The sequence below is a fragment of the Cellulophaga baltica 18 genome, assembly GCF_000468615.2.
Lineage (GTDB): Bacteria > Bacteroidota > Bacteroidia > Flavobacteriales > Flavobacteriaceae > Cellulophaga > Cellulophaga baltica.
This window is the reverse complement of sequence record NZ_CP009976.1, coordinates 298,974-312,900: the sequence shown is the minus strand read 5'-3', so window position 1 is coordinate 312,900 and position 13,927 is coordinate 298,974. Positions and strand designations below refer to the sequence as shown.

The 13,927-nt window shown below is 33.4% G+C and carries 19 protein-coding genes; 18 read left to right on the top strand and 1 reads right to left on the bottom strand.

From position 1 onward, the window contains the following. Positions 1–39: 39 nt before the first annotated feature. From M666_RS01255 to M666_RS20935, 18 genes are all read left to right on the top strand, one after another. Entirely contained in the window at positions 40–417 is a 378-nt protein-coding gene (locus M666_RS01255; protein WP_029445314.1) for a hypothetical protein, read from the top strand. Positions 418–423: 6 nt separating this feature from the next. Next, on the top strand, positions 424–1,425 hold the full coding sequence (obgE, locus tag M666_RS01250; RefSeq protein WP_024479310.1) for a GTPase ObgE: 1,002 nt from the start codon (positions 424–426) through the stop codon (positions 1,423–1,425). A 49-nt stretch (positions 1,426–1,474) separates the two neighbouring features. Further along, a complete protein-coding gene (locus M666_RS01245; protein ID WP_029445315.1) occupies positions 1,475–1,966 on the top strand; it encodes a DUF4136 domain-containing protein in 492 nt (163 codons plus the stop codon). Positions 1,967–2,148: 182 nt separating this feature from the next. Continuing rightward, the gene (locus M666_RS01240) at positions 2,149–2,496 is read left to right on the top strand and encodes a hypothetical protein (RefSeq protein ID WP_024479312.1); all 348 of its coding nucleotides are present in this window, start codon (positions 2,149–2,151) and stop codon (positions 2,494–2,496) included. 214 nt (positions 2,497–2,710) lie between these two features. Then, positions 2,711–4,972, top strand: a complete 2,262-nt coding sequence (locus M666_RS01235; protein ID WP_029445316.1) for a S9 family peptidase — start codon at positions 2,711–2,713, stop codon at positions 4,970–4,972. 219 nt (positions 4,973–5,191) lie between these two features. Continuing rightward, on the top strand, positions 5,192–5,575 hold the full coding sequence (locus M666_RS01230; RefSeq protein ID WP_029445317.1) for an ankyrin repeat domain-containing protein: 384 nt from the start codon (positions 5,192–5,194) through the stop codon (positions 5,573–5,575). 225 nt (positions 5,576–5,800) lie between these two features. Next, the gene (locus M666_RS01225) at positions 5,801–6,184 is read left to right on the top strand and encodes an ankyrin repeat domain-containing protein (protein WP_029445318.1); all 384 of its coding nucleotides are present in this window, start codon (positions 5,801–5,803) and stop codon (positions 6,182–6,184) included. A 225-nt stretch (positions 6,185–6,409) separates the two neighbouring features. After that, positions 6,410–6,793: an ankyrin repeat domain-containing protein gene (locus M666_RS01220; RefSeq protein ID WP_039324946.1), complete on the top strand. Its 384-nt coding sequence runs from the start codon at positions 6,410–6,412 to the stop codon at positions 6,791–6,793. 225 nt (positions 6,794–7,018) lie between these two features. After that, complete coding sequence (locus M666_RS01215; protein ID WP_029445319.1) at positions 7,019–7,402, top strand: ankyrin repeat domain-containing protein; 384 nt, start codon at positions 7,019–7,021, stop codon at positions 7,400–7,402. Positions 7,403–7,617: 215 nt separating this feature from the next. After that, entirely contained in the window at positions 7,618–7,764 is a 147-nt protein-coding gene (locus tag M666_RS20430; RefSeq protein ID WP_155854689.1) for a hypothetical protein, read from the top strand. Positions 7,765–7,786: 22 nt separating this feature from the next. Then, positions 7,787–7,960: a hypothetical protein gene (locus M666_RS20425; protein ID WP_158400194.1), complete on the top strand. Its 174-nt coding sequence runs from the start codon at positions 7,787–7,789 to the stop codon at positions 7,958–7,960. A 230-nt stretch (positions 7,961–8,190) separates the two neighbouring features. Further along, the gene (locus M666_RS01210) at positions 8,191–8,544 is read left to right on the top strand and encodes a hypothetical protein (RefSeq protein ID WP_039324944.1); all 354 of its coding nucleotides are present in this window, start codon (positions 8,191–8,193) and stop codon (positions 8,542–8,544) included. A 44-nt stretch (positions 8,545–8,588) separates the two neighbouring features. Continuing rightward, a complete protein-coding gene (locus M666_RS01205; protein WP_029445320.1) occupies positions 8,589–9,665 on the top strand; it encodes a sensor histidine kinase in 1,077 nt (358 codons plus the stop codon). Between the two features lie 3 nt (positions 9,666–9,668). Next, positions 9,669–10,724, top strand: coding sequence for a sensor histidine kinase (locus tag M666_RS01200; protein ID WP_029445321.1), 1,056 nt, complete (start codon positions 9,669–9,671; stop codon positions 10,722–10,724). Further along, the gene (locus M666_RS01195; protein WP_029445322.1) at positions 10,721–11,455 is read left to right on the top strand and encodes a LytR/AlgR family response regulator transcription factor; all 735 of its coding nucleotides are present in this window, start codon (positions 10,721–10,723) and stop codon (positions 11,453–11,455) included. The genes M666_RS01200 and M666_RS01195 overlap by 4 nt, the downstream gene beginning before the upstream one ends. A 58-nt stretch (positions 11,456–11,513) precedes the next feature. After that, positions 11,514–11,789, top strand: coding sequence for a hypothetical protein (locus tag M666_RS01190; RefSeq protein WP_025614007.1), 276 nt, complete (start codon positions 11,514–11,516; stop codon positions 11,787–11,789). 64 nt (positions 11,790–11,853) lie between these two features. Next, positions 11,854–12,984 carry a DinB family protein gene (locus tag M666_RS01185; protein ID WP_029445323.1) on the top strand — a complete coding sequence of 377 codons (1,131 nt, stop codon included), beginning with the start codon at positions 11,854–11,856 and terminating at the stop codon, positions 12,982–12,984. Between the two features lie 66 nt (positions 12,985–13,050). Beyond that, positions 13,051–13,272 carry a CBU_0592 family membrane protein gene (locus M666_RS20935; RefSeq protein ID WP_029445324.1) on the top strand — a complete coding sequence of 74 codons (222 nt, stop codon included), beginning with the start codon at positions 13,051–13,053 and terminating at the stop codon, positions 13,270–13,272. An 8-nt stretch (positions 13,273–13,280) separates the two neighbouring features. On the opposite strand, the gene M666_RS01175 is transcribed toward M666_RS20935, so the two are convergent. Then, the gene (locus M666_RS01175) at positions 13,281–13,883 is read right to left on the bottom strand and encodes a TetR family transcriptional regulator (RefSeq protein ID WP_029445325.1); all 603 of its coding nucleotides are present in this window, start codon (positions 13,881–13,883) and stop codon (positions 13,281–13,283) included. Positions 13,884–13,927 lie beyond the last annotated feature (44 nt).

The following is a 13,927-nucleotide window of genomic DNA, read 5'->3' as shown; positions in this document are numbered from 1 at the left end:
TAGGGCACGTGGTCTTATTTTTTTTGATGGATAGCTAAAATGAGTTACACACCTAATGCAAGTGAAGCAAAATTTTTAACTGTTGAACGTTTTAAGTATTCTAGGTTAGAAACACAAGCGGTCATAGAAAAACTTAAAGCTGCCAATTTTGCAGATTTAGCCCTTTTAGATCAAATTGAAAAAGAAGATTTATTTTTAAAAATAAGGGCAAGAAGTTATCGTCGCTGCAAAGTGCAGTTTTTAGTTGCTATACCTATAATCTTTTTAGGGTTGGTTTTTAAAGATGAATTCAGTGTTTTTTATTTAACAACAGCAATAGCGACCTATTTTTTAATCAGTTCTTTGTTTGGACTACAATCCAATAAGATTTCAAAATTAGAAAAGAAGTATAGTACCAATAGTACACAAAATTATTAGAAAGAGATGACGGAAGGCAATTTTGTAGATTACGTAAAGATAAATTTAGAATCGGGTAAAGGCGGAAAAGGATCCGTGCATTTGCATCGTGAAAAATTTATTACCAAAGGAGGTCCTGATGGTGGTGATGGTGGTCGTGGTGGTCATGTTATTGTAAGAGGAAGTAAAGATCTATGGACCCTATTAAATTATAAATTTAAAAGAAGTTTTAGAGCAGGACATGGAGGTCATGGCGCTAAAAGTAGAAGTACCGGAGCAGATGGCGAAGATGTTTACTTAGAAGTGCCATTAGGTACGGTTATCAAAGATGCAGACACAGAAGAGGTGCTTCTTGAAATTACAGAAGACGGGGAAGAACAAGTTTTAGTTCCTGGTGGTTTAGGGGGGCGTGGAAACTGGCATTTTAGAACCTCTACCAACCAAACGCCTAGATATGCGCAACCAGGTATTCCTGGGCAAGAGTTAGCCGTGATCATGGAATTAAAATTATTGGCAGACGTTGGTTTAGTGGGTTTTCCTAATGCAGGAAAATCTACCTTATTGTCTGTCTTAACAACAGCAAAACCAAAAATCGCCGATTACGAGTTTACTACATTAAAACCAAATTTAGGGATTGTAAAATACCGTGAATTTCAGAGTTTTGTAATGGCAGATATTCCTGGGATTATAGAAGGAGCTGCAGAAGGTAAAGGATTAGGCTATTATTTTTTAAGACATATAGAACGTAATTCTACCTTGTTATTTTTGATTCCTGCAGATAGTAAGGATGTTAAGAATGAATATGAAATTCTTTTAGACGAACTCCGTAGGTACAATCCTGAGATGTTAGACAAAGAACGTTTAGTCGTTATTTCTAAAAGCGATATGCTTGACGATGAGTTAAAGAATGAGATGAAAAACGAGCTAGAGAGTCAAATAAAAGATGTACCATTTATGTTTATTTCATCGGTAGCACAATTAGGTTTAGTGGAGCTGAAAGATAAACTCTGGAAGATGCTAAATGAATAATTTGTTTGGTTTTCTTATTTTTTAGGTATCTTAGTGTAAAGTAGTATATATGAAAAAGATAGGTTTTTTAATGGTCTTATTTTTTGTGGTTTCTTGTGCGGCCGTACGTGTAAATTATGATTACGATACCAAAACAGATTTTACATCCTATACAACCTATAATTATTATCCTGATTTTGAATCAGGATTAAGTGGCCTTGATGAAAAACGAATTCTAGTACTTATAGATTCTACCATGCAAGCCAAAGGCATTCAACTTTCAGAAGAGCCAGATTTTTTTATCAATGTACAAAGCAACGAATTTCAAGCCCCGCAAAGCAATAATGTTGGTGGAGGTATCTCTATAGGACTTCCGGTTGGGCAGCCAAAATTAGAACGCGAAATTCAAATAGATTTTGTAGACAGCCAGAAAGAATTTTTATTTTGGCAAGCAGTAAGCGCAAGCGGATTTAAAGAAAATGCGACGCCAGAAGCACGTGAGCAAAAACTGAGGCAAATTGTTGACAAAGTGTTTGATAAGTATCCGCCGAAAGCCAATTAAAGTCTTTTTTCCTTCCTTAAGAAGCTATTTCTTTGCATGGAATACATTTTAAGTTTTTTTTAAGCTTTTTCCGAAGTCTTTTTCTAGATACCTAACGTATCTATGTAGTATTTCCCCCAACACCCCATTTCGGAGAAAAAAAATAAACAATAATTTGTAGTAGCGGTAATATGTCGTTTTTTATGGTGAAGCGTGCGGAGTTTTATATTGAAAATAATAAAGTTGAAGTTTTTCATTCTTTATGGAAACAATTTGTGCATTTAAATGGCAAGCGTGTTTCTGAAAAGTTTGGCTTACTGCAGTCAGAGCATTATTTTAAACTTAATGGGAGCAATTATGATCTTAGATTAACCCCTAACTTTATTAAGCCCGTAGCAAAAACCTTAAAGGTACATAAGAATAGTGTACCCGTTAATTTAGAAAACTCTATTGTACGCAGCTCTAGAACCTTATTGTTACTTGTCATAGCAGTAGGTGTTTGGTTAGGGTTTATGATAGGAATAAATTTATATTCTGCTATTTGGGGTTAACAATCCCATCATCCACTTACAACTTTAATTTTACCGTTCCCCATAATTTCAAATAATAGGGAGGCTTTCGTGTGTAGATTTGTTTTGAGAAAAATTGAGTCTTCTTTTTTGTAACAAGTTAAGTAGTTGTATTACAAATAGCTAAGGAGATTTATACAGCGTATTAATCTTTAATAACACACCGATGAAAAAAATTAACCACAAAATTTGTCTAATGCTACTCGTTGCTTTTACAGCCTTAAGTATGCAAATTACCAGAGCCCAAGATGTTGTAGGCTCTTGGAAAGGAACACTTGCTGTTCAGGGTACAGAAATGCCACTAATCTTCACTATTTCCGAAAATGAGGGTATACTTAGTAGTACGATGGATAGTCCGTCTCAAGGCGCTACAGATATCCCTATGGATAAAACTACGCTCGTAGATACAGAGCTTACCATTCATTTTAAGCAGGCAGGTATTAAATATGTTGGATCTGTCGATGGCGTTAAAATTACTGGGGTATTTTACCAAGCAGGAATGGAATTTCCTTTAATTTTGGAGAAAACAGAGAAAATGATTCCAGGAAATACGGCTTTACCTACTTCTGATGAAGCGTTAACAGCATTAGCACAAGCCGATAACGGTAATTTTAAGTATTCAGTTTCAGATTATTTTGCAAAACCAAAAGCATCTTCGTTTAATTATGCGCCTAACGGGAAGTATATTTCATACATGGAGAAAGATGATGATGGGAAACGTCATGTGTACGTAAAAGAAATTGCGACAGGGAAAATTACCAGAGCTATTGAAGAGAAAGAAGAATTAATTAGAGGATACGGTTGGGTAAATAATAACCGATTGGTATACTTAATGGATCAAGGGGGTGATGAAAATTACCATTTATATGCTGCAGATTTAGACGGTGCAAACCAAAAAGATCTTACTCCTTTTGAGGGCGTTAAAGCAAATTTTTTAGAGCTTTTGAAAGAAGATAAAGATCATATTATCATTTCTTTAAATAAGAACAATCCTCAAATTTTTGATCCTTATAAAGTAAATATTGTTACCGGAGCATTAGAGCAATTGTATACCAATGAAGATGTAGCTAACCCAATTATGGGCTACAATTTTGATAAAGATGGAAACCTAAAAGCGTTCACAAAATTGCGTGATGGGGTAGAGCAAGATTTATATTATGCAAATGCAGCTGGTAAGTTCGAAATTATCAATAGCTTGAATTGGAAAGATGCCTTCTCTATTTTAAGTTTTGATTATGCTACTGAAAATACAGATGATGCCTATGTAGTTTCTAATTTACATAGCGATAAGTCTGAAATTGTATTGTATGACTTCAAAGAAAACAAAGTCATAAAAAAGGTATTTGCACATGATATGTATGATGTATCTAACCTTTCGCTATCCAGAAAAAGAAATTATGAATTAGATTATTTCCAGTATGAAGGTGAAAAATCTGTGATTGTACCAGTAAGCAATTATTATAAGAAGCTTCATAAGAAATTTGAAAAAGAATTTAAAGGAAAGCAATTTGGAATTGCAGATGCTACGGATGATGAAAACAATTATTTGTTGTACGTGACAAGTGACAAGTTAGCGGGAGTTTACTATTCTTATGATGTAAAGAAAGACGAGTTCCAGATGGTTTATAATATCATGCCGCAATTAAAAGAGGAAGATATGGCCGATGTGCGTCCTATTACTTTTAAAAGTAGAGATGGTCTTACCTTACATGGGTATATCACCTTACCAAAAGCGGCTTTGAACGGAGAAAAAGTTCCTGTGATTGTAAATCCACACGGGGGGCCACAAGGCATACGTGATTCTTGGGGTTTTAATCCGGAAGCACAACTTTTTGCAAGCAGAGGCTATGCCACTTTACAGGTGAATTTTAGAATTTCTGGCGGATACGGTAAAAAGTTTTTAGAAGCTGGTTTTAAGCAGATCGGAAGAAAAGCAATGGATGATGTAGAAGACGGTTTAGCTTATGTCATTGAACAAGGTTGGGTTGCGAAAGATAAAGTGGCCATTTATGGAGGTAGCCATGGTGGCTATGCCGTATTAAGAGGATTAACAAAAACTCCTGAGTTATATGCTTGTGGGGTAGATTATGTGGGTGTTTCTAATATTTTTACGTTTATGAATACAATGCCTCCTTACTGGAAGCCTTATGTGAAAATCATAAAAGAGATTTGGTATGATGAAGCTATTCCAGAAGAAAAGGTTATCATGGAAGAAGTTTCTCCTGTATTTCATATTGATAAAATAAAGAAACCATTATTTGTGGTGCAAGGTGCTAATGACCCTCGTGTAAATATAGATGAGTCAGATCAGATTGTGAGTGCACTAAGAGCTAAAGGAGTAGATGTTCCTTATATGGTAAAGTATGATGAAGGGCATGGCTTTTCTAAAGAAGAAAACAGAATTGCTTTGTATGAAGCTATGCTGGGCTTCTATGCAAAACATTTAGGTCAGAAGTAAAGTAATCTAAAAATCGATAATTAAAAGGGAGCCCAATGGCTCCTTTTTTTATGCGTATTACTTTCTATAGTACTATCGTAAATCAATTCAGTTTTAGATAATCCCCGTTCGCTCTTGAAAAACTACCGTTGGTCATAAAGTAGTTTTAAATACTTGATAATCACTATATCTTTACCTCATAATAAAAAACAAATCATCAATCTTTAAAATAATCATCTTATGAAAAATTTAGTTTACACCTTCGGAATTATTGCTACTATGACTTTATCAAGTGTTGCCAATGCACACGTACATCCTACTGATAAAAGTGCAAAAGTAGAAACGACAAGTATAAAAAATGTGGCACCATTAAGTATTGCCGTTGCACAGAGTGATCTAAGTACGGTAAGGAAGTTTATAGAGTTTGGCGCTGATATAGAAGTTAAAACGGAAGTAAACGGAATGACCCCATTAATGTATGCGGCGCGTTTTAATAATGTAGACATGATCAAATTGTTATTGGACAATGGCGCAGACAAAAAAGCAGTTTCAAAACTAGGATTCACAGCTTCAAAATATGCGGAACTATCTGGAGCAACCGCAGCTTCAGCACTATTGAAATAATAAAAAACAAAACATCAATCAATCAAGAAAAAGGGAGTCAAATGGCTCCTTTTTTTATGCGTATTACTTTCTATAATACTAGCGTAAATCGATTCAGTTTTAGATAATCCCCGTTCGCTCTTGAAAAACTACCGTTGGTCATAAAGTAGTTTTAAATACTTGATAATCACTATATCTTTACCTCATAATAAAAAACAAATCATCAATCTTTAAAATAATCATCTTATGAAAAATTTAGTTTACACCTTCGGAATTATTGCTACTATGACCTTATCAAGTGTTGCCAATGCACACGTACATCCTACTGATAAAAGTGCAAAAGTAGAAACTACGAACATCAAGAATGTGGCACCTTTAAGTATTGCCGTTGCACAGAGTGATTTAAGTACGGTAAGAAAGTTTATATCATTTGGAGCTGATATAGAAGTTAAAACGGAAGTAAACGGAATGACCCCATTAATGTATGCGGCGCGTTTTAATAATGTAGACATGATCAAATTGTTATTGGACAATGGCGCAGACAAAGAAGCAGTTTCAAAACTAGGATTCACGGCTTCAAAATATGCGGAACTATCTGGAGCAACCGCAGCTTTAGCACTATTAAAATAATAAAAAACAAAACATCAATCAATCATCAAAAAGGGAGCCAAATGGCTCCTTTTTTTATGCGTATTACTTTCTATAACACTAGCGTAAATCAATTCAGTTTTAGATAATCCCCGTTCGCTCTTGAAAAACTACCGTTGGTCATAAAGTAGTTTTAAATACTTGATAATCAATCTATCTTTACCTCATAATAGAAAACAAATCATCAATCTTTAAAATAATCTTCTTATGAAAAATTTAGTTTACACCTTCGGAATTATTGCTACTATGACCTTATCAAGTGTTGCCAATGCACACGTACATCCTACTGATAAAAGTGCAAAAGTAGAAACGACAAGCATCAAAAATGTAGCGCCTTTAAGTATTGCCGTTGCGCAGAGTGATCTAAATACGGTAAGGAAGTTTATAGAGTTTGGCGCTGATATAGAAGTTAAAACGGAAGTAAACGGAATGACCCCATTAATGTATGCGGCGCGTTTTAACAATGTAGACATGATCAAATTGTTATTGGACAATGGCGCAGACAAAGAAACAGTTTCAAAAATGGGATTCACGGCTTCAAAATATGCGGAACTATCTGGAGCAACCGCAGCTTTAGCACTATTGAAATAATAAAAAACAAAACATCAATCAATCATCTAAAAGGGAGCCAAATGGCTCCTTTTTTTATGCGTATAACTTTCTATAGTACTAGCGTAAATCGATTCAGTTTTAGATAATCCCCGTTCGCTCTTGAAAAACTACCGTTGGTCATAAAGTAGTTTTAAATACTTGATAATCAATCTATCTTTACCTCATAATAGAAAACAAATCATCAATCATTAAAATAATCATCTTATGAAAAATTTAGTTTACACCTTCGGAATTATTGCTACTATGACCTTATCAAGTGTTGCCAATGCACACGTACATCCTACTGATAAAAGTGCAAAAGTAGAAACTACGAACATCAAGAATGTGGCACCATTAAGTATTGCCGTTGCACAGAGTGATCTTAATACGGTTAAGAAATTTATAGAGTTTGGAGCTGATATAGAAGTTAAAACGGAAGTAAACGGAATGACCCCATTAATGTACGCGGCGCGTTATAATAATGTATCGATGATAAAATTATTATTAGACAATGGGGCGGACAAGGAAGCAGTTTCAAAAATGGGATTCACCGCTTCAAAATATGCAGAACTTTCTGGAGCAACCGTAGTTTCAGAGCTATTGAAGTAATACGGAACAAAACATCAATCAATCATCAAAAAGGGAGCCCAATGGCTCCTTTTTTTAGCTTCATTAGGGAATGATATTATGAATTTAAGTACCACGAGATACTACTTTCCGTTCGCTCTTGAGAATGTACCGTTGGTCATAATGTAGTTTCAAATGGTTGATAATCAGTGTAAATTTATATCAGATAATAATGATAATCATTAAAGTATACCCATATGAAAGTTTCCATTACGAGTACGAGTACAAGTATCAAACAAAAAGAAATAGTAAAGACCTTAATTTTTGCAACTATTATTAGCGGTTTTGTGCTTTATAAATTAGGATATATGCTGGGACAACTGATCTATAATTTAGGCTACTAAATATTAAATACCATAAAATCAAATGAAAAATTACAGCATTGTAAAAATGGATTCGTCCTGGTCTACAGAACAACTTAGAATAGATGTAGAGCGATTCGTGAATCGAAAATCACGTGAAGGCTATGAGATTACAACCGTAGCTTTTGGCGTAAACTTATGGTGGATGCCTACCGCATTTATAACCATTTGTAAATAGCATACCGTTCGCTTATTCTAATTTACCGTTTGCCATAATTCACTTAGATAACCCCTTAAATAGATTTATTTTTAGGGTATAGAAATACAATAACCTTTAAAACCAATACTATGATCTCTTTAGTAAAATACATTATAGAAATAGTTATTAATCTTATCTTGCTTTAATAATTACTGTTTTTTAAGAAAAACAGTGTGTAAATTCACATTACAAGTGAGAATATATCGGGAATGAATAAGAAAAAACAAACACAGAATAAAAATCTAAAATACGTAGTATATACCTTAATTGGTATCGCTTTTTTTATTGCTGTGATTGGTGTGGTAAGTTTTGTAGCACATGAATCAGGACATAGTGAGATAGGAAATATAGATGCCTATAACGCTGGTAAAAGACTGGGGATAAGATTAGGAATATTGGTTAATTTTATTCTGAAAAGCGGATTTTTAATGGGTAGTTTCATTGCTATAGCTGCATCCTGGGAGAAAAACAAATCCATATCGAAAGCTATGCTGCACGCAGTTCTAAGTTGGGGGTATGTCGTTTATTATGCAATAACCAGAAAAACAATTTTAAACAACTAGCCATCGTCTAGTGTTTTGTAATTTCATTCGCTAAGAAATAATTAATGATTAAATTTTTAACCAAAAATCCTTTTTGGATTGTACAAATTATAGGCTGGTTTGTTTCCGGCTTGTTTGTGGCTTCTGCAAATAAATCAGGTTCTAATATTCAGGCTTTATTTTTTTTATTTGGAAGTATATTTATAGTCGGAATTTTTAGCACTTCACTTTTAAGGGCCTATTTAAAAAAGTTCGTTTCCGTAGAGAAGATTGGAATTAAACAAATAGCAATCATTTTTTTAGGTATATTTTTGACAACCATTTCTTGGTTTTTATTGAATTTTTGTTTTGGTTACTTGGTAGGACTTTTAGTAGATTCTGTTGATTTACATGTGAAAAAGAATTTTCTTGATTCACCAAATATTGGTTTTTTCGTTTTCATCCTAAACTTGTTTTTAATTATAATTTGGACCGTTTTATATTATGGTATAAAAATGTTGATTGATTATAATAGATCACGTATTGATAGGTTACGGTTGCGAGATAAAATAAAACAAGAACAGCTTAATATTTTAAAGGGGCATATAAATCCTGAGTTCATGTTTACGTCCTTAAATAGCATTAAAGGCTTAATGTTAGAAGATGTTTCAGACTCTAGAAATAAACTTACACAGCTGGCAGAGTTGCTGCGGTATTCTTTAACTAAGAACAATATCAATACCGTTTTACTGGAGGAAGAGATTGCGTATGTGCATAATTTTATAGATTTAGTTTTTATTGAAAATAAAACAGCATCCACTATTGAATGTACTATTGAAGAAGCAACAAAAAAAATAGATATTCCGCCAATGCTATTACTTAATATGATAGAATTAGCGACGAAACACGGAGTATTACTTCATAACGTAAAAGGGGAGATTTTCATTCATTCCGAAAGAAGAGAAGATCAACTTTTTTTAACGGTAACCCATAGCGGAGCGTCTAGTCCAAAATCACAAAGGAAAGTATTAGAGAAAAGTATCCAGCAGCGCTTAAAATTGCTGTATAAAGAGGAGGCGCACTTCTCAAGAACTTTTAAAGAGGGGAATACGATACTAGAATTAGTGCTACCCATCATCGAAGAAAAAATCACAGAAGTATAATCCATGAAATTAACGAAGACAAATAAAGAGCTGCTTTTTTGGATTTTACAAATCTTAGGTTGGGTAGGAATGAGTTCCCTTATTCTTATTTTTCCTTTTGGTTTTAGTAAGACCTACATGCTTTACAGCTTTATAGTAGGAAGCGCAATAGGTATTGTAAGTACTTCAATTTTTAGACATTATTTAAATAATAATATTGACATTGAAGTATTTGGAAAAAGGAGTATTATAAATTTAGTGGTATCTTTTTTTGGCTGTAGTTTACTTTATTATTTTTTATTGTTTACAACAGAAGAAATTTATGAACTGTATATTGGAAGAACGGCAACGGAAATAAAATGGATTAAAGAAAATATAGGTGTTCTGTCTGCATTATTTAATACCATGATTACTGTTTTTGGGTGGACTATAATTTATTTTGCGATTAAATTTGTAATAAACGCTAACAAAAATAGATTAGAAAGTTTAGAGCTTAATGCCACATTACGGGAAGCACAATTAAATACGCTGAAGGGACAGGTAAATCCGCATTTTATGTTCAATAGCCTTAATAATATTAGAGGTTTAATGTTAGAAGATGTGAATAAATCTCGAGAGATGATTACCAAGCTTTCTGAAATGCTTCAATATGCACTGTCTAAAAATACTGTTGATGCTATTGCTTTAAGTGAAGAGGTAGATATGGTAGATAATTACATCGCCTTAGCCAAAATACAAATGGAAGACAGGCTGCACTATGAAAAAGAAATAGCGGCAGAAAGTTTAACGATTATGATTCCTCCCATGATTATACAATTATTGGTTGAAAATGCAGCAAAACATGGGATCTCTAACTTAAAAAATGGAGGTATAATTCTTTTACAAACTATAGTTACAGCTTCTGAATTGCAAATTGTGGTAAAAAATACAGGAAAACTAAGTATCAGTGAAAACTCTACTAAATTAGGATTAAAAAATATACGACAACGTCTACGATTACTTTATGGTCCAAAAGGACAATTTACCTTAGAGGAAATTGAAAATGAAGTTGTTGCCACTATAAAAATACCGACCCTATGAAAAAAATAAAAACTGTAATTGTAGAAGATTCTCGTTTGGCGCGGAATGAAATTAAAGAATTATTAAAGCAGCATCCGGAATTAGAACTTATTGGAGAGGCAGAAAATGTGGATGAAGGTTTTGAATTAATCAATGCATCAAAACCAGACTTGTTGCTCTTAGATATTAATATGCCAGAAAAAGATGGCTTTGAATTGTTAGAGATGTTAGACGAGGTTCCGATTACCGTGTTTACCACAGCATTTGATGAGTACGCTATTAAATCTTTTGAATATAACGCCTTAGATTATTTATTAAAACCAATTAATGATAAGCGTTTTTCTCAGGCTATTGATAAGGTGAAAGCCACATTAGAAAAATCAGGTACAGAAGAGGTGCCAGCCAATACAGAGCGACTAACAGAAAGTAGTCAGATATTTATTAAAGACGGCGAAAAATGCTGGCTGGTTAAAATAGGGGATATTTTATTGATAGAAATTGTGGGGAATTATTCCCGCGTTTATTTTCAAGACCAAAAGCCAATGCTCTATAAATCTTTAAATCAAGTAGAAGAAAAATTGCCTGTAGAAAACTTTTTTAGGGTAAATCGACAGCAGATTATCAATATGAATCACATTAAAAATGTGGTGCCTTGGTTTAATGGTAAACTAAAGTTAAGCATGAATAACGGAGAAGAGGTGGAAGTATCTAGAAGACAATCTTACATCTTTAAAGACCGTATGAGTTTTTAGTAGCACTAAAATTATATTTATAAGTTCTAGCGAATATTGACCACTTAAAAGACCAGAAATGAATTTAGCGGAAAAAACTTCAGAAAAACTCCAAGGAGAATTAAAAGTAATGAAAGTTATAACACGAGCACTTATAGGTGTTCTGGGAGCTCTCTTTCTATTTTGTGTATATGGCTTATTGACCAATGAAGACAATACCTTTTTTATTTCTATGATTGTTGTCCCAATAGCTTTAGGCGCTATTATTCCTTTGAATTACGCTGAAATGAAAAAAATAAAAACCCAACTGGAATCTCAAAAATCAACAGATTTGAATTCAAATTTGCAGGTTTAAGTGTAAGTGAGCTTTTAATAGTTTTATGCTTACATTTAGAAACAATAACCATGAACATTTACCGATGAAAAATAAAATAGTATTAGTATCACTAATGTTGCTGAGTTTCCTTTCGAACGCTCAAAATAGTAAAGAAGTTTCTCAAGAATGGATATCTATCAGTCAGTTTTTAGATGTTACGGTAGAGAAGGATACGAAATTTAAACTAATAGGATTTGCAAAGGCAGATTTAGTTGATGATAAGGCAATGGCTGCCCTTTGGGCAAGAGTTGATAATGAAGGTGGTGAATTAGGTTTCTTTGATAATATGGGAGACCGGCCTATACGCTTAAATAAATGGAAATCTTACACCATTGAAGGTGTTTTAACTAAAGACGCTAGAACCTTAAATTTTGGAGCCTTGTGTTACGGAAATGGTACTTATCTTTTTGATGAATTTCAGTTGTTTATAGAGAATTCTAAAGGTGTTTTGGCGCCTGTAACTATAGATAATTCAAGTTTTGAAAGTGGCATATCTAATGGTATAGTTCCTAAATGGAGCCAAGGTATCGGTAGAGGAAAAGTAGTCAAAGTAAAAGAATTTGAAATAAGCTCAAGCGATGATGCTGCAAAAGGTAAGAAATCTGTGAAGCTAGTGGGAGCGGGGATAGAGCTTTCCGTAGCTACTATAGGCAATGTAGAAGGAGCGTCTCCTCAAATCGGTTCTATGATTTCTATGTTAGAAGATTTAAAATCTAGGGTAGAAAGTAGAGTAAAAAATATGTCAACCTATGAACTAGATCATCTGCACGATGAAAAGGCAAATAGAATAGGGGCTTTAATTATGCATTTAGCCGCAGCAGAAAAGTATTATCAGGTATTTACTTTTGAGGGCCGTGGCTTTAATGAAGAAGAAAATGAAATTTGGTTGGATGCTTTAAATTTGGGAGCTGCCGCTCGAGATAAATACAAAGGGCATGAAGTGCAGTACTACCTAGATATCTATAATGAAGTACGAGCAGAAACAATTGCAGAACTTAAAAAGAGAGATGATAAATGGTTTGAAGAAATACAACCAAGCTCAGATATAAGTAATCACTATTGTTGGTTTCATGTGATGGAACATCAATCTAGTCATTTAGGTCAAATACTTTTCTTAGCGAAACGCATCCCACCAGAAGTAGAACTAACTATTCCTGAGCCAATAAAAGATTAGTCTAATGAATAAAAAGTATTGACTTCAATAAAATACACATTCATTTAAAATTTCATAATAAGAAATATGTTAATTGGTTGGGCAGGTGCAGTACTTTTTATTTTGTCATACTTATTACTAAGTATAGGTAGACTATCATCCAAGTCTAAAGTGTATCATACTTTAAATATACTTGGTGCCATTTGTTTAGTCATAAACGGATTTATTCTACAAGATGTTCCAAATATTGTCGTCAATCTAATTTGGGGGTTAATAGGAGTATATGCTGTTATAAAAATTGTTAAGTGATATTTCTGCTACTCTATAAAATCAAGAATATTTAACGCATACTTAATGTAAACTTGCTCTTTTTTCTTGTAATCTTCCGTGTTTTCATTAAAAGTGCCTAAATAATAATAAGCACCATCAATTAAAGCAAATATGATTTCTGTAATTTCATGAATATCTTTATTGCAAATTATACCGTTTTCTTTTGCTTCAGTAAGTTTTGTGTCTAAAACGGTATGTAGTGCTTGTAGATAGCTTTTAAAACTGTCGTTGAAATCTTTTTTTCTATAAATTAAAGCGTAGCAACTGTAAAAAACACCGTCATCAAAATATTTATTCCAATTTCTTGAAAAAAGAGAGGTTATTAGATTGTGAAGTTTTTGTTTGGTGTCTATGATGCCATTTTCGTGGTTTTGAACAATATTTAAATGCTGCTCTAATATAAACTCATTCAACCCAATTAGAAGTTCATCTTTGGTTTTAAAATAGTGCATAATTAAGCCATTACTTATACTTAAATCCTCGGCAACTTTAGCAATTGAGGTGTTTTCTAGGCCAATCTCTTTTGCTACATTATAGAATGCTTTTATTATTTCTTTTCGTCTAGCTACAGACACACTTTTTCTTCCCATGTAAGATTTTTATTTAGACAAATGTAACATATTAAGATAATTAC

Bases quoted from the DNA above. Each gene is read 5' to 3' on its own strand.
- M666_RS01200 (WP_029445321.1), top strand. From the start codon at position 9,669: ATGAAATTAACGAAGACAAATAAAGAGCTGCTTTTTTGGATTTTACAA.
- M666_RS01240 (WP_024479312.1), top strand. From the start codon at position 2,149: ATGGTGAAGCGTGCGGAGTTTTATATTGAAAATAATAAAGTTGAAGTT.
- obgE (WP_024479310.1), top strand. From the start codon at position 424: ATGACGGAAGGCAATTTTGTAGATTACGTAAAGATAAATTTAGAATCG.
- M666_RS20935 (WP_029445324.1), top strand. From the start codon at position 13,051: ATGTTAATTGGTTGGGCAGGTGCAGTACTTTTTATTTTGTCATACTTA.
- M666_RS01205 (WP_029445320.1), top strand. From the start codon at position 8,589: ATGATTAAATTTTTAACCAAAAATCCTTTTTGGATTGTACAAATTATA.
- M666_RS01225 (WP_029445318.1), top strand. From the start codon at position 5,801: ATGAAAAATTTAGTTTACACCTTCGGAATTATTGCTACTATGACCTTA.
- M666_RS01195 (WP_029445322.1), top strand. From the start codon at position 10,721: ATGAAAAAAATAAAAACTGTAATTGTAGAAGATTCTCGTTTGGCGCGG.
- M666_RS01245 (WP_029445315.1), top strand. From the start codon at position 1,475: ATGAAAAAGATAGGTTTTTTAATGGTCTTATTTTTTGTGGTTTCTTGT.
- M666_RS20430 (WP_155854689.1), top strand. From the start codon at position 7,618: ATGAAAGTTTCCATTACGAGTACGAGTACAAGTATCAAACAAAAAGAA.
- M666_RS01230 (WP_029445317.1), top strand. From the start codon at position 5,192: ATGAAAAATTTAGTTTACACCTTCGGAATTATTGCTACTATGACTTTA.
- M666_RS01175 (WP_029445325.1), bottom strand. From the start codon at position 13,883: ATGGGAAGAAAAAGTGTGTCTGTAGCTAGACGAAAAGAAATAATAAAA.
- M666_RS01190 (WP_025614007.1), top strand. From the start codon at position 11,514: ATGAATTTAGCGGAAAAAACTTCAGAAAAACTCCAAGGAGAATTAAAA.
- M666_RS20425 (WP_158400194.1), top strand. From the start codon at position 7,787: ATGAAAAATTACAGCATTGTAAAAATGGATTCGTCCTGGTCTACAGAA.
- M666_RS01220 (WP_039324946.1), top strand. From the start codon at position 6,410: ATGAAAAATTTAGTTTACACCTTCGGAATTATTGCTACTATGACCTTA.
- M666_RS01215 (WP_029445319.1), top strand. From the start codon at position 7,019: ATGAAAAATTTAGTTTACACCTTCGGAATTATTGCTACTATGACCTTA.
- M666_RS01255 (WP_029445314.1), top strand. From the start codon at position 40: ATGAGTTACACACCTAATGCAAGTGAAGCAAAATTTTTAACTGTTGAA.
- M666_RS01185 (WP_029445323.1), top strand. From the start codon at position 11,854: ATGAAAAATAAAATAGTATTAGTATCACTAATGTTGCTGAGTTTCCTT.
- M666_RS01235 (WP_029445316.1), top strand. From the start codon at position 2,711: ATGCTACTCGTTGCTTTTACAGCCTTAAGTATGCAAATTACCAGAGCC.
- M666_RS01210 (WP_039324944.1), top strand. From the start codon at position 8,191: ATGAATAAGAAAAAACAAACACAGAATAAAAATCTAAAATACGTAGTA.